Here is a 25,680-nt window from a genome sequence, read left to right on the forward strand (position 1 = left end):
GCGGATGGGCACATCCACCCGCCGGGGAACACATCTGGTCAGTAGGCCGCGCGCAGCACGAAGGTGAAGCGGCGGTCAGCGACCGTGTAATTATGCTTGAAGATGAGGTCCTTGCTCATCATCCCCTGGGTACCGTAATACCAGTTGTCGCGCTGATCGACGGAGATGATGTTCTTGGTATTCAACAGGTTGGCGGCCTGTACCCCGACCTTCAGATTGTCGGTGATGGAATAGACCACAGACGCATCCATCTGTCCGTAATCCTCCATATAGGCCGGAGCCTGGACATTTGAGGCCGAGGCCGACATCAGGTAGCGCGAACGCCAGTTATAGGCGAAGCGGACATCGAAGCCGTACTTCACATAAAGCAGCGCCGCGTTGAACGAGTATTTGGACAATTGCTCCAGCGGCAACTCCAGCTTGGACGCCCCGATCTGCACGCCGTCAAAGACGTTGGACGTGGTGTTACGCGTACCCTCGCTGCGCAAGATGGTGAAGTTGAAATCCGTACCCAGGCCGGAAAGGAAGCTCGGCAACTCGTCATAGAAATAGGTTGCCTGACCTTCGATACCGTAGATACGGCCCTTGCCGAAATTCTGCGGGATGGTGCCCACGACAGTCTGCGTCACACCATTATTGGTGAGTTGCAGGGCCGTCTGTTCACCCTGGATGTAATTGCGCACTTCCTTGTCGAAAATGCCGAGGGAGAACATCGAACCCGGCTTCACATACCATTCGAATGACATGTCAAAGGAATGGGCGCGCATCGGCTTCAGGTCGGGATTGCCGGAGAAGTAGCTGAAGGCCACACCGGTATTGTACATGACGGGATTGCCGCCCGCCGCCAGCGCATCCAGTTCCGATTGGGTATAGGCACGACCGGCGGAGGTGTTGAGGACATTATCGGCTGCCGTTGCGCGACGCTGCTGATAGGTGCCGTTCATCGTGAAGGATGGCTGCAACTGATAGAAGTCTGGCCGCACGATGGAGGTGGCGGCCGCGAAACGGACCACCTTGTCATCATCCGGCTTGAACCGCAGGTTCAGGCTGGGCAGGACGTTGGTATAGTCGCTCTTGTACCGCGTCTTGGTATTGGCACCGTTGGCGAAGCGCACGGCATCGCGCGCTGCCTGGGAATAGGCGGACTGATCACCGGTGATCGACAGTGACGGGAAATGGGCGAAGCCCTTGGAAACGCTCTCCGTGCGTACGACACGCAGGCCGGCATTGCCGTCCCATTCCAGATCAGACCCGAACAGCGTATCGGAACCGAAGCGTGCCGTGGCATAGGCGGCCTGGGTACGTTCCGTCTGATCGTTGGTGCCGATACCGGAGGTGGAGGTGGGGGCGTATTCATAGTTGCCGTTGAACGGCACCCAGAAATTGATGTTGGAGCCGACCGGCCGTGACGGGTCCAGCAGCTTGTTGTTGGCATCCACCGGCGCACCGGCCCAGATCGGCAGGTAGGAGGCAAGGCTGCCATTGGGGAAGGGGCTGAACTTGTCAGCATTGGCAGCCCAGGACGGAATGGTGCCGTTGCCGCAGGTGGAACAGTAATAGCCGTAATCGTTGGAGGTCGGGGCCGCCAGGCCCTTGCCCAGGTTGGGCGTGTAGAGCAGGGCCTGGATATGGTCGAACAGCTTACCCTTGTTCTTTGCCAGTTCCATGGACGGCATCCACAGGCTGGGCGGCGTGCTGCTGCCGCGGAAGAAATTATCGAAGCTGACCGTTTCCTGATACTGCGGGAACTTGTCCACCGACGCCGTCTGTGAGAAGGCCCACGGCGCAGTGATCAAGGCCCAGTTATACCCGCCATCCTTCTGTACCGAATGACGGTCGGTGACGCGGCCACCGAATTTCAGCGACTTCAGGAAGTCCCCATCGACATCATAGGCGATGTCCAGCTTGCCCGTATTCTGGTTGGCGCGGTCGATCTCATTATGATCCATCGCGGCATACAGGTTGAAGGCGCTGGTGGACTTGGTCAGGTCGCTGGCGGAGATCTTCGGCACGCTGCCGCGCAGGTCCAGGCCGATGCCGCCCGGCATGGTGACCGTATTATAGACGGTCATGTCATAAACGTCGCGCTTGGCCTCGATCCGCTGGAAATCGGCCTTCACCGACCAACGGTCGCCTTCCCATTTCACGCCGGACGAGCTGTCCCAGGTCTGCGCCTTGTCCTCGCCATAGCGGGTTCCCAGGTTCATCAGGAAGCTGTTGGCAACGCCATTGCCGCCGCCACCGCCATCAACGATGGTGCCGGTCAGGAAATTGCCATTCTCATCATAGGTGAAACTGGTCCCCGTCGCGGGGGCGTTCATGAAATTCTGGTTGTTGGTCGCCGAACAGCAGGCAGACGTCTGGGCGAAATGGTCCTGGTTGATCAGCTTCGACTTCGACAGGAAGAAGGTCGAATAGATTTCAGTGCTTTCGCTCGGCTTCCACTGGACGGCGCTATAGACACCGTCGCGGGTCTTGTCGCGATCCTGCAGACGCCATTGTGCACCCGTCGGCACCATCACCACGTCCTGTGGCTGGCCCGTGATGCGGTTATTGCCGTTGAAGTTCAGCGTGGCGCCACCGTCGTAGGACGACTTCGTGGTTGCCGAATGCACATTATAGGGATCGACCTCGATGGCATTCAGACGGCTTTTCAGCTCTGAATGCGCAATATCCACCAGGAAGCCGATTTCGCCGATGCCGGTATCGAAACGGTTCGAGTAAAGGCCCGATGCAGACGGCGTCCATTCCTTGCGCAGGTCCCCGCGCGTGGCATCCAGCGAGGCGGCGATCTTTTCGCCTGCCCCATCGAACGGCATCCAGGTGCGCAGGTTGACGGTACCACCCAGGCCGCCCTCCACGATGTCGGCGGACGGGTTCTTGTGGACATCCACCCCGGCGGCCAGTTCGGGTGTCACATCTTCCCAGCCAAGAGCACGGCCATTCTTGGCGCCAAAGCTGTCGCGGCCGTTGATTTCCGACCGAACCCAGGTCAGGCCGCGGATCTGCACGCCGGAACCTTCGACATTCAGACGGTCGATGTCGCGCACCTCATTGGTGCGACCGATCGAAACGCCGGGCACGCGCTGCAGCGCCTCTGTCACCGACCGGTCGGGTAGGGCGCCGATATCGACGGCGGAGATCGAGTCCACGATCTCCTCTGCGTTGCGCTTGGTTTCCTGTGCATTGTTGATGGCCTTGCGCTGACCAACAACAATGATCTCCTCCAGCGAGGCAGCCTCATCCTTGGGCGCCGTCTGGGCCTGCGCCTCGCCGGCGGCCAATGCCAGACCGGAGGCGGAAAGCAGCGCGAATAACTTGATCTTTGTGGATGTCATTGGATTACCCGAAGGGCCTTTCCTGGTTGTCGATCCCCGGCCCCTGTCCGTCAGCAGGGAGGGGGAGAGGCGGCAAAGAGCCACCGTTCCCCTCCCGCACTCAGGCGGGGGCGGTTTGTCGCGGGGTCTTGGCCGTCAGGTACGGAGAGGCCTATCCGGCGGGGGCCAGACGCGGCATTCCAAACGGTGGCGGCGGGTGCCCCGGTTGTAAGCAGGCGTGATTCTTCAGCAGGCGAACCCGATGCAGGGCGTCAAACACCATGCAGGAAAGGGCCTGATCTGAAATCTTTATCTAGGTCGAAGTCGCCCAGGCGGAGCCGCCGGGTGCCGCGTTCGCTGACCGCTCATGTCGTCTACCTCCCCGTCACGTTCTTTTTTTAATTTGATTTTATTATTGGCACCCACATAAGGGCGACCGAAGCCGCCCACCCTGTTTTACAGGTAAATAACATATTATTAATCTTGAATAGCGCTGTCAATCGCCGTTTCGGGTGGGCAACGCCCACCCATCCACCGTCTTACCGATCAGCCGCCGACACGAACTTTTCCGCTGCCGGAGTGGCGCTGGCTGACATTTCCGGTGACCTGCCGAACCTGGATATCGCCGCTGCCGCTGGTGGACAGTTCAGCCCGATCTGCAACGATGTCCAGCTGGGCGTCAGCGCTGCCAGTGGCGGAAACCTGCAGGCTGCCCACGCGGCCATCCCGGATGCTGACACCTCCATCGCCGGAGGTGCGTATCTTCACATTGTCCGCACTGATCATTCCCAATTTCAGGCCGCCCGACCCTGTGGCCTCAAAGGATAGCGGACCATTGACGCTTTGCGCACGAATGCCGCCGGAACCGCTGGTTTCTAGGATGGCGGCACCTGCCGCGCCTACCTCCACCCCGCCAGAGCCGGACAGGTCAACCTGCAGGTTGCCGATACGGCCCCCGACCAGCATCCCGCCGCTGCCCGACGCCCTGATGATGGCATCCCCACCGTCCATCCGCGCGACCTGCCCACCGCCGGACCCGGAGAGTGAGGCATCAAGCCGGCCCGCGACCTGTTCTGCCGACAGGCCGCCGGACCCCGACAGCCGCAAGTCCAGCCGGTCAACGGGGACAGTTATCCGATATTCTCCACTTCCGCCTTCGCGCACCGACAGGTCGCTGCCCGACGGCAGCGTGACGGTCAGGCGCAGGGTTTCCTTCTTCCGCGATTGCGACAAGGGGCAGCGATTGCCCTGCTTGGTGACCGTCACACCGTTGTCGCTATTGAAGACGGACAGGGCGTCGATTTCTTCGGGATGCTCGGCGACGGCACTGACGCTGATCTCACCGCTGCGCGACGACGGCACGATTTCCACCTGCTTGGCGCAGGGTGTTGAAATCGCCAGTGTGCTTCCGGAAAGGTTCCAGGATTTCTCTGCCGCCATGGCAGGCAGGGTCATCGTCGCCGACAGGGCAATCAGGGAGATGCGGGCTGCGGCGATTGTCGGGCGTGCCATCGGGTGGGCTCCTGTGCGTGACCATCATACGGACCGTTTGCATACTGATCCGGTATCCGTACGGCTGCACAGGTCCATTTTCTGTCCGCCTGAAAGCACCCTCAAACAGAAACGCCGTCCCGGTGGTTCGGGACGGCGTTCCAGACTTCAGATAATGGACGAGGCCTCAGGCGGCTTCGACATCGGCAGCAACGCTCAACTTCACGATCTGGTCGGGATCGCGAACCTCGCCATTCCGACCGGCGCCGCGCTTGATCTTGTCGACATTCTCCATGCCGTCCACGACTTTGCCCCAGACCGTATACTGGCCGTCCAGGAAGCGGGCATCGGCGAAGCAGATGAAGAACTGGCTATCGGCGCTGTTCGGGTTGGACGCGCGGGCCATGGAGCAGGTGCCGCGCACATGCGGCTCGCGCGAGAATTCCTGCGGCAGGTTCTGCCCGGAACCACCCATGCCGTTGCCATCGGGGCAACCGCCCTGGGCCATGAAGCCCTCAATCACGCGATGGAAGGTCAGGCCGTTATAGAAGCCTTCACGCGCCAGTTCCTTGATGCGCGCCACATGCTTGGGCGCCAGGTCGGGGCGCAGCTGAATGGTGACGCGGCCCGAGGCCAGGTCGAGATAGAGGGTGTTTTCCAGATCCATGTCAGTCATCGTCAGTCATCCTTGCCAACCGGTTGCCCCGGTTCTCGGTTGCATGTCGGCGGGCACCATAGCGGCATGTGACGCCAATGGGAACTAGGCCGGCGGGATGGCCCACCCGCTATTTCGGCGGGGCCGGTGGCGTGGTCTGAGGTACGGGCTTTGGTGGGTGCGGCGGATCGGATTGGATGCGCATGCTGATGATGCGGTCCGGGTCCTTCACCCATCCTTCCTTCTTCTTGTCGCCGGCCTTCAGCTTGTCGATCAGGTTCATGCCTTTGATGACATGGCCCCAGAGCGTGTAATTGCCGTCAAGCGAGGGGTCCTGGGCGTGGGTCAGGATGAAGAACTGGCTGTCGCCGCTATTGCGGTTCATGCCGCGCGCCATGGACACCACCCCGCGCACATGTGGTTCCTTGCTGGGTTCCAGTTCCAGCCAACGGCCCGTGCCGCCCCGGCCCGTGCCGCTGCGGTCCCCCGTCTGCGCCAGCGACCCGGCCACGACGCGGTGAAAGGCAACGCCATCATAGAATCCGCGCCGCACCAGTTGCTTGATACGGGCCACATGGATGGGTGCCAGATCGGGCCGCATCTGGATGATAACCGTGCCGGTCTTCAACTCCATGATCAGTGTATCGTCGGGATTGGCCGGCGGGCGCGCCGCATATGACAGCGGAACGGCCAGCAGCAGGCAGAGCAGGACCAGAAGGCGGGACAGCATGGGCGGCATCATCTCTCAACCGTTGCGCCCGCCACGATAGCGGTCGCATCTTTGCATGGAAAGAGACCGGATGCCGCGAAGGCGGCGGAATTTGCCGGATGGGGGCAACGGATTGCGCGCAGTGAAGCGGAAGGAGAAGGTTCTGCTGGTCGGCGGCCTGCTGGCGCTGGGGCTGCTAGCCTTCTGGCTGTCTTTGCCGGGCCTGCTGGCCGCGCGCTGGACATCGCAATTGCGGGCCCTGGGCTTCCCACAGGCCGAACTGGCCATCGATGATTTCGGCCTGACACAGGCTACCGGCGCCTTCTCCCTGGGGCAGGAGGATGGCGCGGACCGATTCATTGCACGCTATACACCTGCCGGTCTTTGGTCCGGGCGGTTTACCGGGCTGGAGGTGCAGGGGCTTCGGCTGTCACGTCCGCTCACCGTATCCATGACTGATCTTCCCGCCCTGAACGCCCCGGTACAGATCACCCAGGCCCGCCTGACCCTGGCCCTGCCTGCTGGTATGGGCTCCGTTCCCCTGCTGATGGATGCCGCCATCAGCCCGGCTGAAGGCGGATGGCACGCGGAGGGGCAGGGGACCCTGACGCTTGGATCAACGGGCGTTCCCGCCCGCATCACCGCCGATTGGCGCGGGGATGGCCTGTCTGCTGCCGGCTTCACGTTGACGCCTGCGCCCAGTGGCCCACGTCTGGGGGGGCAGGGTAGCGTCCGGCGTCTGGCCAATGGTGGCTGGACCGGTGATCTGGATGTCACCGCTAAGGCGCTGCCGCAGGGCTTGCCAGACATGGTGCTGCGCTGGAAGGCGGGGCAGGGGCAGGCATTGCTGGAATGGCCGGGTATTGCGCGTCTGGATGCCCTTCTGGACCCCGATGAAACCGGCGGGCAGCGTCTGGCCGCGACCCTGCGGGTGGATGATGTGCCCGGCTTCGCTGCCCGTCTGGGCCGTCCCGATCCCGGCCTGACCGGTGGTCCGGTTACCCTGGCCCTTTCAGCCCGCAATGTTTCAACGGACCTGCCGCCCCGCGACTGGCCCGATATTGCGGTAAGCATTGAGGCCCGCAGCCTGGGCATCGGACAGGGACCGCGTGACAATGCCCTGTCGCTGTCCGGCACCGCACGGCGCATTGATGGGGAATGGTGGCTGTCCCCCGCCGCTGATCAACCGCCCGGCAGTCTGAGCATCCCGACCCTCGGCTTGTCGGCCAAAGGATTGCTGCTGACAGGGCGGCTTGCATGGCCGCTGGACCTTGATGTCCGTGCGGCAAATCTGCGCCTGCCCTGGCTGGCACCGGCCACACTGGCGGCCAGGCTGCGGGGCGACCCGGCGGAAGATCTGCGCCTGGAATGGAACATGGTGACCGGCAATGGCGGGGCCAGCCTGACGGGTGCCGTGGAGCTGAACGGAGACGGGGGGCGGGCACTGGCAAAATTGGCCCCGATCAGGCTGGGGGAGGGGGATGCCGCAGAATTATTCCCCGGCGCGCCGCTGCCGCACGCCCTGACCGGCACCATCGCGGCCCGCCTGACGGCGGCCTGGAACGGCGAGAAGGCCGATGGCACCGCCGATATCCTGCTGGAAGAGGCGGGGGTGCGTCTTCCCGGCCTGCATCTTGCCGGGATCAATGGCGTGCTGCGCTTCGACCGGCTGTCGCCGCTGTCCATGCCACAGCAGACCCTGACCATCGGCCTTTTCGATCCCGGCATTGCCCTGACCGGCGGTGGCCTGGGCCTGTCACTGCCGACGGACGGGGTTCTGCGTCTGGCACCGGAACCGTTCAGATGGGCCGGGCAGAATGTCACCTTGCCGCAAAGCACGTTCCGCCTTGGCAATGACCATCTGGACTTGCGTCTGGATATCCCCGCCACGCCCGTTGCCGATGTGTTGGCAGCCCTGGGAATTATGGATGCCCAGGCAGAAGGCACAATGATCGGTTCGGTACCGATCCGGATTGATGCCGCCGGTGCCCATGCCAGTGCCGGCGGCTTGCAGGCGACTGGACCCGGAAGATTGTCCGTGCCGGCTGGCCCGCTGCCTTCATGGCTTGACCCTGTCCGCAATGACAGTCTGGCGTTGGTTGGCCGTGCCCTGTCCGACTATCGCTTCCGGTCGCTGGGTATCAGTTTTGCCGCTGATGGTCCGCGCCTGACATTGGATGGTGCCAACCCGTCGCTTTATGGCGGCTATGCCATGCCCATGAACCTGATCCTAATGCCACCGCCCAAGACGCTGCCGACAGGAGGGGGGCCATCCGGCTTGGTTGCAGCCGATATGGCGGCGTTCAAGGCGCGCAAGGATTGAGCTATACCAGCGCGACTGAACCGGAGCCTTGCCTTGATCGAACTTGCCATTGATTTCGAAACCGCCAATGCCCGCCGCGACAGCGCCTGTGCCGTTGGTGTGGCGGAGGTGTTTCGACCCGAGGCACCGATCTTCCGCCGCCTGATCCGCCCGGAACCCGCCGAATTTTCCCCATTCTGTGTTGCGGTGCATGGCATTCGAGCCACCGATGTGGCCCACGCGCCGACCTTTGCCGGCATCTGGCCGGATCTGTCACGCCGGCTGGAAGGGGCCGTGCTGCTGGCGCACAATGCCAGTTTCGATTCCGGTGTCCTGACGGCCTGCCTGACCGCTGCGGGACTGCCGGTGCCCGGCATTCGCTTCATCTGTACTGTCGAACTGGCCCGCGCCGCTTTCCCCGATCTACGCAGCCACAAGCTGAACATCGTAGCCCACCATCTGGGCATTCCACTGGATCACCATGAAGCGGGCAGCGACGCCGCCGCCTGCGCCGCCATCGGCCAGCATGTCGCCATGATGGTCGGGGCGGGTTCTGTGGCCGAAGCGGCGGAAAAGCTGGGGATCGGACAGGAAAGGCCCCGTGCCGCCCGTCCGCCATCCGCATCGCCCCGACCGGGGCTGCCCACGCCCACCCGCCGCGTGGATGGGCAAGGCTTCGTGGTGACCGGCACCCTTGCGGCCTGTTCCAGGACCGATGCCGCCCGTGCCATCAAAATGGCCGGTGGACGGTTCCAGACTTATGTCACGCAGGACACAGACTGGCTGATTGTCGGCCTGTCGCCCGGACAGACCAAACTGACCGCCGCCCATGCCCGGCAACAGCGTTATGGTCGATTGCGCATGGCCACGGAGGCGGAGTTCCTGGCCATGCTGGGCATCAATCCGGCGTAATCAGGGCAGCCGGTCCACCATCAATGTTTCAATCCGGGCCTCGTTCACCGGGCCGGTCATGCCGCCGGGCCCGCTATAGCTGGCATTGGTGGAAAGCGCGCTCATATTGAAGAAATCCTCGATGCTGGCCCGGTAACGACCGGCAGGCAGATCGAAGATGGCGCGGGTGGAACTGCGGGTGGAATAGCGATCCCCCTCTGGATCGATATGTGGCATCTGCAAAATGGCGCTGTACCGCTTGCCCGCCTCATCCACCAGGACCAGCCGTTTGACGGCATTGGTCACACCGGTATTCACGGCGTAGGTCCGGTTATCGTAGGTCGTGGCCAGGGCGTACCGCCCGCCACTCCCCACAACGACCTGCCCAAGGTCCAGCGTCTGGCCCAGCCGGGCCATTTTACCCACCGCTATCGTCTGTGCCGCTTCCCCGCGCAAGCAGACCGGTGCCGATGGCTGTGATGCGATGTTGGTCGAAACATGCACCGCCACAATGGAATAGCAGGCGGTCATCGCCGGAGGCGGCGGCGCCTTGTCCGTCCAGCCGGACCCTGCAACACCGTCGGCAACCAGCACGCCATCACGCAGCACGCGGTACCGTAGCAGGGTCTTGTCCTTGGTCGGTCCGAAATCCAGGGCGACACTGTCCATGGTCCGCCTGGCGCCGGAAATGCCGGGTGTCCAGGGCATGAAGGCCCGCGGCTCCAGATGACTGACCGGGTCGATTGCGGGGACCATGGTTACCCTGCTGTCCGACATCTGCGCCGTGCCGAACCGGACCTCAATCCGGTTGCGGCTGGCCGTCAATTGTTCGGGATGGATCGGACCGGTCACGGCGGTACCGTTTAGGGTGATGCTCGCCACGGGATAGATACCGCCCGCCGCCGCCTTGGCAGGCAGGATCAGCGCGATTTCCACCGGCTTGCCCGCAAAGGACAGGCCGCCCAGCACCGCCTCGGGCTTAGTGAACTGGGCACGGGTCGCAGTTGTCAGATAGGGCGCGATACGCACACCGCCGGCACCCGGCTGCCAGCCGAAGACATCCTGAACCACGGCACCGTAATAAGCGCCGACAGACCAGAGCTGACGGCGGGAGTTGATCTCCGGCCCGTCATCAAACTGTGCCCGCCCCGTCAGCCATTCCAGATTCTCCATGTTGGAGAGGTGCATGGCGGCGGCCCTTTCCAGTGCTGCAAGCCCCTGGTCGACCGCGGCCACATGGCCGGCGGCGATGGCGGCCCGCACTGCATAGGCCGTGACGAATGGCCATTGCGCACGGTTGTGATAGACAAACTCCCCCGGTGCCTGTGGCCACACGACCGAAGGACCGAACGGGGCGAAGGGATACCGATCAAATATCGACCTGGCCTTTTCCAGCGATGCCACACCCGACAGGACGGCAAGCGCATTGCCCAGCAGATCGTATTTCTCGATCCGGGCCGGCGTCGGCTCCGCCATTGTAAAGGTGGCGTACATCCCTGCCCGCGTGTCCCAGAACGTCGCATCAATGGCCTTGGTCAGGTCATCCGCCCAGCCATCATACCGGGCTGCCGTCGCCCCATCCCCCAGTTCCTTGGCCAGCCGGGCGGCAAGACGCAGGGCACGGTATTGCAGGACGTTGGTGGACAGGGCCTTGGATTGAGCCATTGCCGGTAGATGTTCACGGACCCAGGGGGCGTAGGTCTGTTCGCGCCAGTCCAAGAAGCTGTGTTCACCACCGTAAAGGCCGTTGGCTGCGTCAAACGCCGCGACACGGTCCGCCTCCACAGTGCCGCGCAGCGCTTCATAGGCCTTGCGCGCGAAATCGGCACGGGCGCTGCCCTGCAGGTTGGCCAGCGTCGCCTCTGCCCCCAGCGCCCAGGTGGTGCGGTCAGTGCTGATCGGCCAGGAACCGCCCGAGCCTGTATCCTGTACGATCTGCGTGGACCCAGGGGGAAGTTCGGCGGGCACCGTCACGCCCGCCCGGAAACTGCCGGTCTTGAACAACAGACTGTCCACCGCGCGGACCGGGTCCAGCCCCGCCAGCCCCAGGTCCAGCGCGTAGGACAGGTCCCGCGTCCAGACATAGTTCCATTTCTCGCCCGTCTCGAAACAGTTGCAGGCGATGGGCTGCCCACCATTATAGGCCCCGTCCTTGATCGAACTGACACTGGCCTGGGCGGCATCGTCCACCGACTGCGCGAACAGCGCGTCGAACAGCAGATTGCCGGTCAGGGTGTAGGCACCGCGCTCCGTGATATCGCGCGTGCCGGGGGTATTGTCGCGTTGTGGTGCGCTGCTGGTCAGGTGGAACTGCCGCGTTCCCGGCTGCCCCTTGGCCTCCACCGTCACCCGTGCAGGCTTGGCCCCTGGCTCCAGCGCATAGGGCCGAAAGCTCCGCGTTTCCGACGCATGGGCCGCCTGTCCGGCATCCAGTGCCAGGATCGACAGGCTGGCAGCGGTAGCCAGTAGCAGCAGGCGCGGAGACGGGGGCATGGTTCCTCCAACTGTCATGATGGTTCTTGGGCGGCTCAGCCTTTCCGTGAAGGTGGGGTGAGGGGCACTGCAATTGCAACAAATAATCTGCAAAAATCAGGCGCCGCAGGATTCCCGGACGATTAGATCGGTGCTTAGCCGTTCCGACATGGCTTGGTCGCCGGCCAGCAGGCGAAGCAGCTTGGCCACCAGCAAACGCCCGGCCTTGGCAGTATCCTGGCGGATCGTGGTCAGGGCCGGGTGGGCATGGGCCGCAATTTCGATATCGTCATAGCCAACGATGGCGACGTCGTGCGGTACGGACAGGCCACGCCGGTTCAGCGCGCGAACGGCACCGATGGCGACCAGATCGCTGACCGCCACGATGGCATCAAATGCGACCCCCTGATCCAACAGATCATCCACCGCCTCCACCGCCGCATCGGGCACCAGACGGCAGCGCCGGTGCAGGCTGGGGTCGGGCGCCAAGCCCACCTCCTGCAACGCGTTCACATAGCCTTGATGACGCTGTGAAAGTTCGATCGTATGGGTGTCGCCCAGAAAGGCGATGCGTTTGCGCCCCAATCGGGCCAGATGGAGCGCGGCGCGATGTCCACCCCGGACATTGTCACTGCCGACGGAGCAATAGTCCTGATCAGGTGCTGTCGCACCCCAGACCACGAAGCGCCGGCCATCGCGGAACAGGCGGTTCAACGCCTCGTGCAACTGGCTCTGACCCAGGAAGATTATCCCGTCGGCCTGGCTGCTGTCGAGCAGATCGGCTAGCCCGCGCTGATCAACCGGGGTGGCATGGCAGATGGTCAGGTCCAGCCCCCGTTCGCGCATGGCAAGGCTGATCCCGCCGACCAGACCCAGGCTGAACGGGTCGACCGACTGCCCGCCGGCATGGGCCGGTGGCATCACCACCATCATGGATGGCCGGTCGCCGCCTGTCGTCTGCCGTGCGCGGCGAGGGGGCGCGTCATACTGCGCCGCCTCGGCCAGTTCACAGATGCGGCGGCGGGTTTCGGCATTCACGGCACTGCTGCCGCTCAATGCCCGCGATACGGTGGAAACCGACACGCCGGCCTGCCGGGCGATATCCTGTAGCCGTGAAGCGCGCGCCTTCACATCATCCATGCCGCAAGTCTGCCCCGTATCCGCCGAAGGAATGGTTCCCTTCTGCCTGACATCAAGGCTTGCGGCAATTGCAATAACAGGTGGGTTAAGTCTGAAGCCCCTCAATAAACCGGGTCACGGCACTGTCGACGGCGGCTGCATCCGCACTTTCCTGATTGTAGTTATCCAGGTCCAGGCGCAGCACAGGGATGCCCGCTTCCTCCAACGCCCGCAGCACAAACGGATCGGCGTCGGTCAGGGCGACAGCCCCGTGGACCCCATGGATGCGGGCATCGCGCACATGCCAAGCCCCGGCCCAGGTGGGCATGCGCAATTCATCGCCCATGGTAACGAAACGGGCCGCCAGGGCCCCCATGGGATCACGCCCCCGGTCGTGATGGCGGATATAACCGTCGGCGGCCAACGACAGATACATGGAGCAGACGAAGACTGCGCCATGGCTTTCCTCCCAGCGCTGGTAAAAGGCCATGTCGCTCCACAGGCCACGCCCCACCCACATCAGGCGCACACGCTCATTGGGGCAGGCAGCGTCACCCGCCGCCGCGCGGGCGGCCACTTCCTCATACAGCGCCTTCGCGGCATCGCGGGCCCAGACAGAGCCGCGATGCCATTGCGGCACCATAGTGGCGGGCATCGTATCGACGATGCTGACTGGGGCGGGGTGTGTGGCGGCGATCAGATCGCGGGTGCGGCGGTAGCATTCCTCCTGCTCATTCACCAGATCCATAACCTCTGCGAAACGGGCAGGATCGAACTGCTTGCCTGTCGCCGTTTCCAGCCGCGCCACATGGGCACGCAATTCCCCTTCCATCAGGTCCAGGCGTTCCGGTTCCAGATGCTGATCCCAATCGCCGGGAAGGTCTTCCCACCAATCGGTGGGGATCTGCCAGCGGCTGTCGAAACTGCGCTGATAAAGGTACAGGTCGGCCCCCGTCTCCATCGCCCAATGGCGGAAAATACGGGCGGTTGCATCCGTACCAGTCACGGCGGCCAGGAAATCCGGCTTTGGCAGACCGCCCCAGGGGGCGTTTTCCATGTCATCATCGAATGCCGCTGCCAGCCCCTGCGCGCTGTAAGCCTCCACATCCGCCGGATAGTCACGGTCGCGCAACAGGCCGAAATAGCGACCCGATTGCTGTTTTGCGGCCACGATTGAGGCCCACCATTGGTTCACGACGAAGGGAATATCCATGGCGCGCAGGATTTCCTGCGGCGCATTGGCATTGACGACCGCCAGCGGCGCGCCTGCCGCCACCTGTTCACGCAGGCCCGCGAACCAGTCCCGCTGGAACTGCCCGAAGCTGGCTACAGCGGACAGCGATTTGCGGCTGCGCGTCGGGGGCTTCAGGGCCGCGCGTCCCCCACCGGCGCGGGCGGGTGACGGGGATGGCGCCGGGGGTGCTGGTGTTGGCTGTGCCATGGGATCGGCCAGGAATGCGGCCAGGGCAGCGGGCATTTCCCCGCCGCCATCCCAGGTAACGGCCAAGAAGGGTAGGCCGACAGCGGCGCAGGCGCCACGCAACGGCTTCACATCCCAGGGGGCGGCCTCGTCACCGGGGCGCATGGTGTGCAGCAGGGCCGTTGCACCCGCAACCCTCGCGGCGGCGATAAGGGCGTTGGGATCATCGGGGCTGCGGCGGGCCAATGGCGTGACGCCACCGCACCAGGGGCGGCCCCAATCCTGTGCCTCGCCCACCACCATCGCACCTGATGCTTCCAAGCGATCATAAAGCCGGAAATCCTCCTGTGTGCTGCCGGTCAGGAACAGGGTCCGGACGGCAACAACCGGCGGCGGCCGATCGGCCAGCAGGGCCGACAGAGATGCTTCCACCTGTTCCGGCGGCAGGATGGCGGCGGCGGCAACGATCCGTACAGCCTCCGCACCCGTCAACTGTCCCGTCCGGCGCAGGCCCAAGGCCTGTGCCAATAGCACCCGCAGCCGGGCCTCATCCTTCTCCGCCTGCGCTACATCGCCCAAGGGCGTGCCCAGGCTGGTCAGCCATTCCTGCAATTGTGTGAAACGGACGGCATTATATCGGGCTGCCTGTTCCCCACCGCCATGCAGCAGGTCCAGGAAATGCACCGGCCCCAGACGGTTCCCTGCCTCCCGCGCCAGTTCGCGCAGGGCGGCGAAGACCTGCGGCTGTTCATTATCGGCACTGGTGATCAGGACCGGATCAGGTTTGGCACCGTCCCCCACCAGTTGTTCCAGCAGCGACTTGCCCCGCACCGACAGGCCGGCCCCGCCCATCAGCGCATCCATCATCGGCGTCGGCGCCGTCGTTGGCACCAGCCGGACGGGCAGCAGCCCCGCCGCCCGCACTAAGGCGCGGGGACCATCCACGCCCAGCAACCGCAGGGGGCGATATCCCTGACCTCGCAGCGCCTCAAGCGTTCCGGCGGGATCATCGGCGGCGGTCAGCAGCGGGGCTAGGGTGGGATGGCGGGCCATCAGATCACCCCTTGCCGCTTCAGGCTGTCCAGCTGTTCGGCGCTGTACCCTGTCAGGCGGGCATAGACATCGCCATTGTGCTCCCCGATGGCCACCGGCAGCACGGGATCGAACCCGGTACGCGCGCCAGAGAACAGGATGGGGATGCCCGCCGTGCGAAGGTCGATGTCGGAGCTGTAGCTGGGATGGGCGATGGGCATGGTCTCATTGCGGGCTATCACCCGCGGATCGACCAGCGCATCCTCCGGATGGCGCACAGGCGCCACGGGCACGCCTTGTGCCTCCAGCGCTGCCACCACATCGACCACCGGCAATTGCTTTGACCAGGCGTTGATCCGCGCCTCCAGTTCCGTGGCGTTGGCCACGCGGGCGTCGCGGGTGGCGAATTGCGGGTGCTGGAGCAGTTCCACCTGTCCCATGGCGCGGAACAGGCCGGCGGCCAGCTTGTCATGCACGGCCACCAGCGCGATATAGCCGTCGGCGCATTCGAACACGCCGAAGGGCGACAGGCGCTGCACCGTCAGGCCTGTGCGCGACGGCATGCCTGCGGCGGCCATGGCCGACCAGTTCTCAATGGCCACGAAAGAGGTCAGCGCCCCCAGCATCGAAACGTCGATATGTTGCCCCACCCCGGTGCGGTGCCTCTGTTCCAGTGCCGCCAAGATACCGATGACTGCAAAGACGGGGGCCAGCATGTCGGCCATGGGCACGCCCATGCGCACCGGCGGTTCCCCCGGCGCGCCGGATGTGTACATGGCGCCCGACAGTGCCTGGATGATCACATCCATGGCCTTGCCGCCTTCTGACCCATTGGCACCAAAGCCGGAAAGGGAGCAATAGATGACGCGCGGATTGGCGGATTTGGCGGCCTCATAACCCACACCCAGCCGGTCGGCGGTGCCGCTGGTGAAATTCTCCACGACAATGTCACAGCCTTTCACCAGATCAGCGAACACCGCCTTGGCGTCCGGATGCTTCAGGTTCAGGCTGATGCCATGCTTGCCGCGTGCGCGGGTCAGGTGGGAAATGGAGATATCGTCTGCATGCCGGCGTTCCACCACCACCCCGTCACGTCCGACATAGGGGCTGTTCTCCCGTGCCAGATCGCCACCGACCGGGTCCTCCAGCTTGATCACTTCGGCCCCCAGCCCCGCCAGCAACAAGGTGGCGTAAGGCCCCGCCAGGGCGCGGGTCAGGTCAAGGACGCGCAGTCCTTCCAGGGGACGCTGCTGGCTGTTCTCGGTCGTGCTCATGCTCGTGATCCTTGACGGGCGGACAGGGCGCCCTTGTCGCGCAGGGACTGGATGTCGGTTTGGGAAAGGCCGATGCCGGCCAGGATGGTGTCGCTGTCGCCACCCGCCGGGGCCGCCGGTCGCGGCGCGGCGGCGGGCGTATCGGACAGGCGGATGGGCAGGCCGATATGCGGCGCGGTGCCGCCGCCGGGCAGCGGCACCTCAAACACCATGCCGCGCGCCCGGTTATGCGGGTCGGACAGGGCGTTGGGCAGGTCATGCACGGCTGCGAACTGCGTATCCGCCGCCGCCAGGATGTCCAGCCATTCGGCCAGGGTCTTGGAGCGGAAGATGGCGGCCAGGGCGTCCGCGATTTCCCCCCGGCGGCTGACATCCATCTGCAAGGCGGCGAAGTCCGGGCGGCCCACTGCCACGCAGAAACGCTGCCAATAGCGGGGTTCCATGTCGGTGGTAGTGATGAAGCGCCCGTCCGCCGTTTCCCAAATGCCGCTGTCCGCACGGCGCTTGCCACGCCCCGGCACCTTCGACAGGTCGGGATTGCGGGAGATCGTGCTAGCGATCAGGGCCAGGGAGGCATCGGACATGGCGACATCGACATGCTGGCCCCGGCCCGTCACACCGCGCGCAATGATCGCGGACAGGATGCCGATGACGGCGTTCGAACCGCTCAACAGATCGGCCACGGGCACGCCGGGGAAGCTGGGCTTGACCGGGTCTTCGCCGATGCGTGACAGGGCGCCGGCAATCGCCAGGGCCACCGGATCATGCCCCGGCTTGTCCCGGTATGGTCCTGTCTGTCCGCAAAGCGTGACCGACGCATAGACCAGCCTTGGGTTCAGTTCCAGCATGGCGGCGGCACCGTACCCCATGCTCTCCATCACGCCGGGCCGATAATCCTCCACCAATATGTCGGCCTTCGCCACCAGCGCCTCGATCACTGTTCGTGCATCTTCATGACCAGGATCGATGACCAGGCTGCGCTTGTTGCGGGCATAGATGTCGCGGGCACGCAAGTCTGCGCGGGCGTTCGCATCCAGCTTGTCCCAGCCGAAAACCTGCGCCTGTTTCGCCAACTCGCGTGGATTCTCCACGCGGATGATATCGGCGCCCAGATTGCCCAGCATCCAGGTGCAGTAAGGGCCGGGCAAGAACTTGGAGAAATCGATGACCGTCAGGCCGGAAAGCGGACCATTCATCGCGCGTCCTCCCGGTTGGTGCGGAACAGGGGGCCGGGCACCCGGATGGTGCGGCCCGACACGGGATCGTCGAAGGGGACGAAGGCGCTACGCGCCCTGTGATGGGCACTGTTCAACACGTCTTGTGGTTCATCGATGGCCGACAGGCCCATGCCGTGGCGGTTGGATTGGTCGGCCAGGAAGGCGCGGGTCTTGGTGGCGAAGAACGCGCCTACCACCTTCTCCCACTCTTTCAGGGTTTCCTGCGGCAGATCGGCGACCAGGATATTCTCCCACTCCACCCCGGCCAGCGGGCCTGCCATATCGTCGGCGTGCATCAGGGCGACCATTGCGCGCATCATGCCGGGATTGTCGACCAGGGCCCAGGTGACCCAGCCATCGGCCACCTTCCAGACCTGATTGACGCCGGACTTGCCGCGCACCAGCAGATTGCCCTGCCGCCCGCCGACCTTGCCCGCCCAATCCCACATGACCGGCTCCCGGTAGTTGGCCAGAACGGCGGACTGATAGGCGGAAACGGTGACCCGCTGCCCCTTGTCCTTGCGGGCATGCAGCGCCGTCAGCGCCCCGATTACCGCCTGGATGGCGCCCAGGGCATAGGTCTGCTGCCCCGGAAGGCGCAGCGGTTCCCGGTCGGGATCACCGCCGATATGCAGCAGGCCCGACCGCGCCATCAGTGTCAGGTCGGTGGCCGGGCGGTCGGCACAGGCGAACGGGGTCAGCAGCACGTCGATCAGGCGCGGATAATCCGTGATGTTCACGCCCAGCAGCGGCCCGTTGCGCAGCAGGATGTCAGCCTTGGACAGCAGCGCCGGCAGATCGGCATCATCCAGCGACAAAGCCGCTTTGTCCCGGTTCCAGACCGGATCGGCACTATCGCCCGCCGCCGGTATCAGCCGCGTCACCGATGCGCCAAGCTGCGCCAGCATATGGCCCGCCAGGGCACCCAACTCGCCGGTAGCGTCGATGATGGTCAGATGGTTCAGCATCCTCATCCCCTTACGCCAGCGCGCCGGAGGCCGTCAGTTCATCGACCGCTCCTGGGTCCATACCCAGCAGATCGACAAAAACGGCGCGATTGTCCCCACCCAGCAGTGGCGGCGGGCCGAGATGGATGCCGGCATCGGAAAAGCGCAGGGGCGGCCCCGGCATCTCGCAGTCGCCCAACCTGTCATGGCGGATGCGATGGTAATGACCGGCGCGTTCCAGTTCGGCATCGGTAAAGACGTCGCGCCCGTCATTCACCGCCTCTGCCGGCACCCCGGCGGTGGACAGGCGGTCGGCCAGCCGGTGCTTGTCCTGTGTCCGGGTCCAGGTGGCCAACGAGGTGCACAGGTTGGAGCAATGGCGCTTTCGGCCTTCCAGCGTGGTGAAACGCGTATCGTTGATCCCCGACAGCCCGGACAGAACCTGCCAGTCCGCATCGTCGCGTACGGCAATGGCGCACCATTGATCGGGACCGCGACAGGGGAACAGGCCATGCGGTTCCATGCGCGGATCATCATTGCCGCGTCGCGGCTCGATCCCACGCTGCATATCCGCCAGACAGTCCGACGTGACCAGCATCATCGGTTCCACCTGCGACACATCCAGATGCTGGCCTTCGCCCGTCACCCGCCGGTGTTCAAGGGCGGCCAACACCGCCACCGTCGCCATCATGGGGGCTACCACATCGCCATAGGCGAAGGGGGCCATGTGCGGCCCCCGGTCGGGCCAGCCGGACAGAGCAGCAAAGCCGGACAGGGCAGCCGCCGAATTACCATAACCACGCAGGTCCGACAGGGGGCCGGTGCGCCCGGCCACGCTGACCGACAGCAGGATGATGTCAGGTTTGATGGATTTCAGAATGTCCCAGGACAGGCCGATGCGGTCCATGAATCCCTTGCCGAAATTCTCCACCACCACATCGGCCCAGGCGACCAGCTTTTTCGCCACCTCGATACCGCGCGGGTCGTTCAGGTTGATGGTCACACCCTGCTTGCCAGTATTGGTGATGGCGAAGAAAGCCGATGCGTCGTGGTGCCGCTTTCCATCCTTGAAGGGCGGGGACAGGCGACCAAGGTCCAGGCGCTTGGCGCTTTCCACCTTGATGACGCTGGCGCCGTAATCGGCCAGATCCTTGGTGGCGCGAGGACCCGCACCGACCCAACTGAAATCGGCGATCCGCAGCCCAGAGAGGGGTCCTTTCTGGGGGCCTTCGCGTGTCATGGCGATTGCTCCGGTTGGCTGTTGAAACAGGCGGGTGTCTCCCCCCGCCCTCGGGCCGCAATCAATTCCTGGGCATGGACGAGGATCGGGTGGCCATCCACATTGAACTGCGACAGTTCATCCGCGATACGGCGGGCATTCTGTGCGTACAGCGCCCGAAACCGTTCCTGATCCGCCGGGGACAGGGCATCGGTGATGCGCATGCCCAGCGCTTTGCCCTTCTCCATGCCGCGATCCTCGGCACTCAAAATCTGTCGCGACAAGGCCGCTTCCCAGATTGGCTGCGCGTCTTTCAACACCTGACGCAGTTCCGGTGTCAGGCGTTGCCAAGCCTTGTCGGACATGGCGCGGGCCGGATAGGCGCCACGGTCGAAATGCAACCCGGTGAAGTAGGACGCGACCTCCCCGAAATGCAGGGAATGGATGGTATCGACCGGGGCCACGACCCCGTCGATCACGCCCTTGGCCAGGGCCGAATACACCTCTCCCATCGGCATGTTCACGGGATCGGCACCCAGGTCACGCAGCACGCCCAGCGCCTCCGTCTGTGCCCGCAGCCGCAGACCGCGCAGGTCTTCCAGCTTCTCAATCGGCTTGTGCCGGGTCAGGACGCCGGGGAAGTTACCGCCCTGGACGGCCAGGACATGCAGACCCTGCAATTCCTGGCTGAACACGGGGAAGGCGGCTTCCAGGCATTTATAGATGGCGACCTGATCGGGTAAGTCCTTGATCCCGCCATAGAAACCGGCCTGTCCACGCAGCGCATGGGCGCCGCCGCGGGCATAGATGGGGGTGATCAGGCCGATATCGGCCACGCCATGGCGGATTTCCACCATGCTCTGATCCGACGTGATCAGCGATCCCGACCAGAAGGGCTTGATCACCAGCTTGCCACCGGACTTTTCCGTCACCGCCTGCATCCATTCGATGTCGGCCTTGCTGAACGGATGGCCGGGCGGATAGGGGCTGGCATAGGACAGGGTGATGGTGCCGGGTACCTCCTCCTTGCCACCACAGGCGGACAAGGCAAGCAGGGCGCAGGCTGCCAGAAGTTTGGTCAGTTTCTTGGCCATCGTCATGCTCCCAACATCTTGGGCAGCCACAGGGTCACCGCCGGGAAGGCAATGATGACCGCCAGATGCACGAAATCGATGGCGAGGAAAGGCACGATACCCCGGAAGATGGTGCCCAACGGAATATCCTTGGCGATGCCATGGATGACGTAGCAGTTAAGGCCGAGCGGTGGATGCACGAACCCGATTTCCATGGTCCGTACCAGGAAAATGCCGAACCAGATTGGTGAAAGGCCCAGATCGACGACGATGGGCAGGAAGATCGGTGCCGTCAGCAGCATCAGCGCCAAGCCATCCAGAAACGACCCCAGCACCAGCAGTAGCAAGGTCATCACCAGCACGGCGGCCAGCGGCCCCGCGTCGAGATCGGCGACCAGGGCCGACATGTGCCCTGTGATGCCCGTCAGGCTGATGAAGGTAGAGAACAGGATGGCGCCGATGATGACGACATAGATCATACCTGTGGTGCGCAGCGTGTCCGACAGGGCCTTGGTCATGGCGGCCCGCGTCAAGGCACCCCGGATGGCACACAGCAGGAAGGAACCCACGGCCCCGACCGATGCCGCCTCTGTCGGCGTAAACCAGCCGACCATCAGGCCACCGACCACGAACACGACCAGCGCCACGATATCGATGATCCGCCGCAGGGCCGGCAAACGATCCCGCCACGGCACCCGCGCCGTCTTCGGCCCCAGTTCGGGCCAGATGCGGCACAGGATATAGATGCCGACCATGTAGAATAGGGCCTGGCTCAAACCGGGGATCACAGCAGCGGCGAACAGGCGACCGATAGATTGTTCAGCGATGATGCCGAACACGATCAGGGCGCCCGACGGCGGGATCAGCGCGCCTAAGGTACCGCCGGCAGCCAGCGCCCCGGTGGCAAAGGCGGGGGAGTAATTGTGCTTGCGCATCTCCGGCAGCGCCACCGACCCGATGGTGGCGGCGGTCGCCAGGCTGGACCCGCTGATCGCCCCGAACCCGGCGCAGCCGGCGATGGAGGCAAGGGCCAGACCGCCGGGCCGGTGCCCGATGAACCGGGCCGCCGCGTCAAAAAAGTCCCGGCTGGCCCCCGCTGCGAAGCACAGGTGTGCCATCAGCAGGAACAGCGGTAATACACCCAGTTCATACTTGGCGATGGTCTCGAATGCCACCACCCCGGCCTTGATCAGGGCCGCTTCCGGCGTGACCAGGATGGCGATACCGCCGGCCCCGACAGCGGCCAGCGCCACACCGATGGGCAGCCCCAGCGTCAGCAGGGCCAGCAGCGCGATGATGCCCAGGGCACCCCAAATCTCAGGACTCATGGTTGCCTCCCTTGCCCAGCGCACGCATCAGGAACAGAAGGGCGATCAGCAGGCAGGAACCGACCCACACGACACGCAGCCAGCGCAGCGGCAGGCCCAGGATTTCCGTCACCTCAAAACCACTCCACAGGTCCGCGGCGACCCAGGTGGATCCGGCGGCCAGGAACAGGAAGAACAGGCAGCAGGCGGCATCCGATGCCCGGTCGTAGCGCTGATGCCAGGTCGGCCCCAGCCGTTCGATCAAGATGTGAACGCGGGCATGGGCACCGGACAGGGTGGCCCCCACCATGGCTGCAGATGCCGCCAGGACCACACTGGCCTGCACCACCTCGATAGCACCCAGCAGGGTGAAGCCCACATGCCGACCCAGCACCGCAATGGCATCCGCCGACATGGCCATCAACAGGCCGGCAGCCCCCAGCATGAAGGAAATCCGGGTCAGCAGTCCGCCACCGGATGAGGGCGGTTTGTCAAAGCGTTGAACCAAGATGCGCTTCCCCCTAATCGCTCTTTCTCGTCATCCCGGCGAAAGCCGGGATCCAGGGGCCAAGTGCCCAACCTGTCAGCAGCGTCCAGCGAAGCAACCCAGACCGCAAGTGCCCGTGGCCCCTGGATCCCGGCTTTCGCCGGGATGACGCAGGAGAGGCGCTTGGAAGGGCTGTATTCGCATCAGAACGTCACCCGGATGCCGCCATAGGTCATGCGCGGCGGCTTATACGTGACCATCTGGTTGCCATTGGCGGGGGAGGCCACACCATTGGCGATGACGGCCTTGTTGGTGATATTGCTCATCGCCACGAACAGTTCCCAGCTACCGGCGGCGGGCACGAAGGTGATGCGCCCGTCGAAGACGTCGTAGGCGTCCTGGGCCACGGCGGCGGTGTTGTCGATATCGATGAAATAGCTGCTGGAATGGCGCCAGTCGCCACGCAGACGCACCGCTGCACCGTCCGCCGACACCGGAACCTCATAGGTCAAGCCCAGATTACCGGTGAATTTCGGCACGAAGGGCAGTTCGTTCTTCAGGCCCAGCAGCACTGTGCCCGCCGTGGCCTGCTGCGGCAGCAGCTTGGTGAACTTGAAATCGGTGTAGCCCAGCCCCGCCTGCAGGGTCAGCCCTTCGGCCAGCAATGCCGTCGCTTCGACTTCCAGACCCTTGATCTCCCCATCGCCGCCATTGGTTTCCAGGCGGATGAAGGCCCCCGTGCTGTCGGTGGTGTTCCGGGTGATCTGGATGTCATTGTACTCGCTGAAATAGGCGGCGAGGTTCAGGCGCAGGCGGCGATCGAAGAAGTCGCCCTTGAACCCTGCCTCATAGGCCGTCAGCTTTTCCGGATCGAAGGTGTTGAACAGGTCGGCGCGGGTCGGGCGACCGTTGACGCCACCGGCCTTGAACCCCTTGGACCAGGAGACATAGGCCATCATGTTGCGGTCGAACTTGTATTCTGCACCCAGCTTCGGCGTGAACACGTCCCAGGTGTCGCCCGCCGTGACATTGTTGAAGCTGACCAGATTGTTTTGGAGCGGCCGGACTTCGTAATAGCGGAAGTCCTTCTTCTCCTTGCTGATACGCGCCCCGGCCGTCAGGCTGAACGCATCCGTGACCTTGTATCCGGCATGGGCGAAGGCGGCGTAGGACGACCCGTCCAGCCAGCGGTTGCCCAGGCGCATCTGGTCATAGCGCAGATTATTGTTGTTCGTCGCACCACCCAGGCAGCTGGCCGGACCCGTGCCGTTGGCGGGGCAAGTCGATGCCGCGACGCCCGGCGGTGAGATGGAGCGATTGGGGGCCGCGCGCAGCGCCTCCACCAGACCCACCAGCTGACGCGAGGACTGTGTATCCTGGGCCTTTTCCTCAAAGTACCAAAGGCCGACCAGCCAGTTCAGGCGGTCGTCAAAGGCGTCACCGCTGAACTGGAATTCCTGGCTGAACTGGTGCTGCTGTACGCTGATGCCGGCCGAGGCCACGATGTCGGCGGGGGTACCGTCGGCATCGGCCTTGCTGCGCACATCCAGGTCACGATAGGCGGTGATGGACTTCACCCCGATCATTCCGGGGTCCCAATCCACCACGCCGGAGACACCCCATACATCGGAATTGGCGTAGCTGGTGGAGGTGGAATAGGTGGTCCAGGGCTTTGGTGCCACCCAGCGATTATCGTAGGTCAGGCCCTGCGGGGCCAGCACGACGCGGTTATACAGCTCGATATTCGGGGCAGACGCCGCGCTGTTGAAGATGCCGACGGCCTGGTAATCCGTTGCCGCCTGCCGTTCGCGCGTCACGTCGCCCGACAGGGTGACCTGCAAGCTGTCGGTGGGCGTCCAGGCCAGGGTGGCGCGGCCGCTGCGGACATTCACGTCATTGCCATTGCGCTTTGTGCCATCGGCAGAGGGCAGCAGACGCTTGTAATAGCCATCCTGATCGCGCGACAGGGCGCTGACGCGCAGCGCCAGCTTGTCTTCGACCAGCGGCACATTGACGGAACCGCCGACATCCATGCGGCCGTAATTGCCGACGCGCAGTTCCGCGACGCCACCAAACTCATCACTGGGTGCCTTGGTGCTGATATTCAGCGCACCGCCAGATGTATTCTTGCCGAACAGCGTGCCCTGCGGCCCGCGCAGCACTTCCACCCGTTCGATATCCAGCAGTTCCAGAACCGCGCCGGGTGCGCGCGCCAGATAGACGCCGTCGATATAAATGCCGACCGCCGGGTCCTTGGTGATGATGAAGTCCGGCTGACCGACGCCACGGATGAACAGCTGCGCGAAATTGCTGCCGCCGGAACCGTTGCCAGAAGTGGTCATCTGAAAATTCGGGGTGGCGTCGGCCACACCCTTCAGATCGACGACACCCTTTTCGCGCAGATCCTCTGCGGTCAGGGCCGTGATGGCGATGGGCGTGTCCTGAAGGTTCGTGGAACGGCGCTCCGCCGTCACGATAATCTCTTCCAGCACGATGGGGGCTGCGGCCTGCTGGGCTTGAGCCATGGCGGGGATAGCGTAAAGACCGACGGCCAGCGCAATGGGCGCGGCGCCGCGAGGCGTCCACTTCTGGAACATTTCATCCTCCCTGGATGTGCGGGCGGGGTTCTTTCCCCCGTCTGAAGGCACTCTCGCCTTTCGTTATTGTTCATAACATAGACGGTTGATGTTCACAACTATCTAATTTTCTGAATGCGATCCCCGAGAACGGAATTTGCGGACAGATTGA

General features: G+C 64.1%; 17 protein-coding genes. 2 read left to right on the top strand and 15 right to left on the bottom strand.

Features of this window, described 5'->3' with window-relative positions; all coding sequences use genetic code 11:
• Positions 1–38: 38 nt before the first annotated feature.
• The 4 genes from ACT6Q8_RS11000 to ACT6Q8_RS11015 all read right to left on the bottom strand — a co-directional run bounded on the left by ACT6Q8_RS11000 (position 39) and on the right by ACT6Q8_RS11015 (position 6,193).
• Complete coding sequence (locus ACT6Q8_RS11000; RefSeq protein WP_444732195.1) at positions 39–3,338, bottom strand: TonB-dependent receptor; 3,300 nt, start codon at positions 3,336–3,338, stop codon at positions 39–41.
• Positions 3,339–3,863: 525 nt separating this feature from the next.
• Positions 3,864–4,829: a GIN domain-containing protein gene (locus tag ACT6Q8_RS11005; protein ID WP_444732194.1), complete on the bottom strand. Its 966-nt coding sequence runs from the start codon at positions 4,827–4,829 to the stop codon at positions 3,864–3,866.
• 166 nt (positions 4,830–4,995) lie between these two features.
• Positions 4,996–5,475: a peptidylprolyl isomerase gene (locus ACT6Q8_RS11010; RefSeq protein ID WP_444732430.1), complete on the bottom strand. Its 480-nt coding sequence runs from the start codon at positions 5,473–5,475 to the stop codon at positions 4,996–4,998.
• Positions 5,476–5,593: 118 nt separating this feature from the next.
• Positions 5,594–6,193, bottom strand: coding sequence for a peptidylprolyl isomerase (locus ACT6Q8_RS11015; RefSeq protein WP_444739377.1), 600 nt, complete (start codon positions 6,191–6,193; stop codon positions 5,594–5,596).
• A 121-nt stretch (positions 6,194–6,314) separates the two neighbouring features.
• Between ACT6Q8_RS11015 and ACT6Q8_RS11020 the strand changes: the two genes are divergently transcribed.
• Positions 6,315–8,495: an intermembrane phospholipid transport protein YdbH family protein gene (locus ACT6Q8_RS11020; RefSeq protein ID WP_444732192.1), complete on the top strand. Its 2,181-nt coding sequence runs from the start codon at positions 6,315–6,317 to the stop codon at positions 8,493–8,495.
• Positions 8,496–8,528: 33 nt separating this feature from the next.
• Complete coding sequence (locus tag ACT6Q8_RS11025) at positions 8,529–9,386, top strand: exonuclease domain-containing protein (protein ID WP_444732191.1); 858 nt, start codon at positions 8,529–8,531, stop codon at positions 9,384–9,386.
• Here ACT6Q8_RS11025 and ACT6Q8_RS11030 read toward each other — a convergent pair whose 3' ends face one another.
• The 11 genes from ACT6Q8_RS11030 to ACT6Q8_RS11080 form a co-directional block, all read right to left on the bottom strand.
• The gene (locus ACT6Q8_RS11030; RefSeq protein WP_054166508.1) at positions 9,387–11,858 is read right to left on the bottom strand and encodes an MGH1-like glycoside hydrolase domain-containing protein; all 2,472 of its coding nucleotides are present in this window, start codon (positions 11,856–11,858) and stop codon (positions 9,387–9,389) included. It abuts the gene before it with no gap.
• A gap of 96 nt (positions 11,859–11,954) precedes the next feature.
• Positions 11,955–12,977 carry a LacI family DNA-binding transcriptional regulator gene (locus ACT6Q8_RS11035; protein WP_444732190.1) on the bottom strand — a complete coding sequence of 341 codons (1,023 nt, stop codon included), beginning with the start codon at positions 12,975–12,977 and terminating at the stop codon, positions 11,955–11,957.
• An 85-nt stretch (positions 12,978–13,062) separates the two neighbouring features.
• A complete protein-coding gene (locus tag ACT6Q8_RS11040) occupies positions 13,063–15,429 on the bottom strand; it encodes a 2-hydroxyacyl-CoA dehydratase (RefSeq protein ID WP_444732189.1) in 2,367 nt (788 codons plus the stop codon).
• A complete protein-coding gene (locus tag ACT6Q8_RS11045) occupies positions 15,429–16,682 on the bottom strand; it encodes a CaiB/BaiF CoA transferase family protein (protein ID WP_444732188.1) in 1,254 nt (417 codons plus the stop codon). The genes ACT6Q8_RS11040 and ACT6Q8_RS11045 overlap by 1 nt, the downstream gene beginning before the upstream one ends.
• Positions 16,679–17,878 carry a CaiB/BaiF CoA transferase family protein gene (locus tag ACT6Q8_RS11050; RefSeq protein ID WP_444732187.1) on the bottom strand — a complete coding sequence of 400 codons (1,200 nt, stop codon included), beginning with the start codon at positions 17,876–17,878 and terminating at the stop codon, positions 16,679–16,681. The genes ACT6Q8_RS11045 and ACT6Q8_RS11050 overlap by 4 nt, the downstream gene beginning before the upstream one ends.
• Entirely contained in the window at positions 17,875–18,867 is a 993-nt protein-coding gene (locus ACT6Q8_RS11055; RefSeq protein ID WP_444732186.1) for a CoA transferase, read from the bottom strand. Before ACT6Q8_RS11055 ends, ACT6Q8_RS11050 begins: the two co-directional genes overlap by 4 nt.
• A 10-nt stretch (positions 18,868–18,877) precedes the next feature.
• Positions 18,878–20,086: a CaiB/BaiF CoA transferase family protein gene (locus tag ACT6Q8_RS11060; protein ID WP_444732185.1), complete on the bottom strand. Its 1,209-nt coding sequence runs from the start codon at positions 20,084–20,086 to the stop codon at positions 18,878–18,880.
• Complete coding sequence (locus tag ACT6Q8_RS11065) at positions 20,083–21,159, bottom strand: TRAP transporter substrate-binding protein DctP (RefSeq protein WP_054166514.1); 1,077 nt, start codon at positions 21,157–21,159, stop codon at positions 20,083–20,085. The genes ACT6Q8_RS11060 and ACT6Q8_RS11065 overlap by 4 nt, the downstream gene beginning before the upstream one ends.
• Positions 21,160–21,161: 2 nt before the next feature.
• A complete protein-coding gene (locus ACT6Q8_RS11070; protein ID WP_444732184.1) occupies positions 21,162–22,466 on the bottom strand; it encodes a TRAP transporter large permease in 1,305 nt (434 codons plus the stop codon).
• Positions 22,456–22,953, bottom strand: coding sequence for a TRAP transporter small permease (locus ACT6Q8_RS11075; RefSeq protein ID WP_444739378.1), 498 nt, complete (start codon positions 22,951–22,953; stop codon positions 22,456–22,458). The genes ACT6Q8_RS11070 and ACT6Q8_RS11075 overlap by 11 nt, the downstream gene beginning before the upstream one ends.
• A 182-nt stretch (positions 22,954–23,135) precedes the next feature.
• Entirely contained in the window at positions 23,136–25,529 is a 2,394-nt protein-coding gene (locus ACT6Q8_RS11080) for a TonB-dependent receptor (protein ID WP_054166516.1), read from the bottom strand.
• Between the last annotated feature and the right edge of the window lie 151 nt (positions 25,530–25,680).

The sequence above is a fragment of the Niveispirillum sp. genome, assembly GCF_052437035.1.
Taxonomy (GTDB): domain Bacteria; phylum Pseudomonadota; class Alphaproteobacteria; order Azospirillales; family Azospirillaceae; genus Niveispirillum.

What these genes read in the sequence shown, in the direction of transcription:
- ACT6Q8_RS11000 (WP_444732195.1), bottom strand. Translation starts at nt 3,338, where the DNA reads ATGACATCCACAAAGATCAAGTTATTCGCGCTGCTTTCCGCCTCCGGT.
- ACT6Q8_RS11035 (WP_444732190.1), bottom strand. Translation starts at nt 12,977, where the DNA reads ATGGATGATGTGAAGGCGCGCGCTTCACGGCTACAGGATATCGCCCGG.
- ACT6Q8_RS11015 (WP_444739377.1), bottom strand. Translation starts at nt 6,193, where the DNA reads ATGCTGTCCCGCCTTCTGGTCCTGCTCTGCCTGCTGCTGGCCGTTCCG.
- ACT6Q8_RS11050 (WP_444732187.1), bottom strand. Translation starts at nt 17,878, where the DNA reads ATGAATGGTCCGCTTTCCGGCCTGACGGTCATCGATTTCTCCAAGTTC.
- ACT6Q8_RS11080 (WP_054166516.1), bottom strand. Translation starts at nt 25,529, where the DNA reads ATGTTCCAGAAGTGGACGCCTCGCGGCGCCGCGCCCATTGCGCTGGCC.
- ACT6Q8_RS11045 (WP_444732188.1), bottom strand. Translation starts at nt 16,682, where the DNA reads ATGAGCACGACCGAGAACAGCCAGCAGCGTCCCCTGGAAGGACTGCGC.
- ACT6Q8_RS11040 (WP_444732189.1), bottom strand. Translation starts at nt 15,429, where the DNA reads ATGGCCCGCCATCCCACCCTAGCCCCGCTGCTGACCGCCGCCGATGAT.
- ACT6Q8_RS11055 (WP_444732186.1), bottom strand. Translation starts at nt 18,867, where the DNA reads ATGCTGAACCATCTGACCATCATCGACGCTACCGGCGAGTTGGGTGCC.
- ACT6Q8_RS11070 (WP_444732184.1), bottom strand. Translation starts at nt 22,466, where the DNA reads ATGAGTCCTGAGATTTGGGGTGCCCTGGGCATCATCGCGCTGCTGGCC.
- ACT6Q8_RS11010 (WP_444732430.1), bottom strand. Translation starts at nt 5,475, where the DNA reads ATGGATCTGGAAAACACCCTCTATCTCGACCTGGCCTCGGGCCGCGTC.
- ACT6Q8_RS11060 (WP_444732185.1), bottom strand. Translation starts at nt 20,086, where the DNA reads ATGACACGCGAAGGCCCCCAGAAAGGACCCCTCTCTGGGCTGCGGATC.
- ACT6Q8_RS11030 (WP_054166508.1), bottom strand. Translation starts at nt 11,858, where the DNA reads ATGCCCCCGTCTCCGCGCCTGCTGCTACTGGCTACCGCTGCCAGCCTG.
- ACT6Q8_RS11065 (WP_054166514.1), bottom strand. Translation starts at nt 21,159, where the DNA reads ATGGCCAAGAAACTGACCAAACTTCTGGCAGCCTGCGCCCTGCTTGCC.
- ACT6Q8_RS11005 (WP_444732194.1), bottom strand. Translation starts at nt 4,829, where the DNA reads ATGGCACGCCCGACAATCGCCGCAGCCCGCATCTCCCTGATTGCCCTG.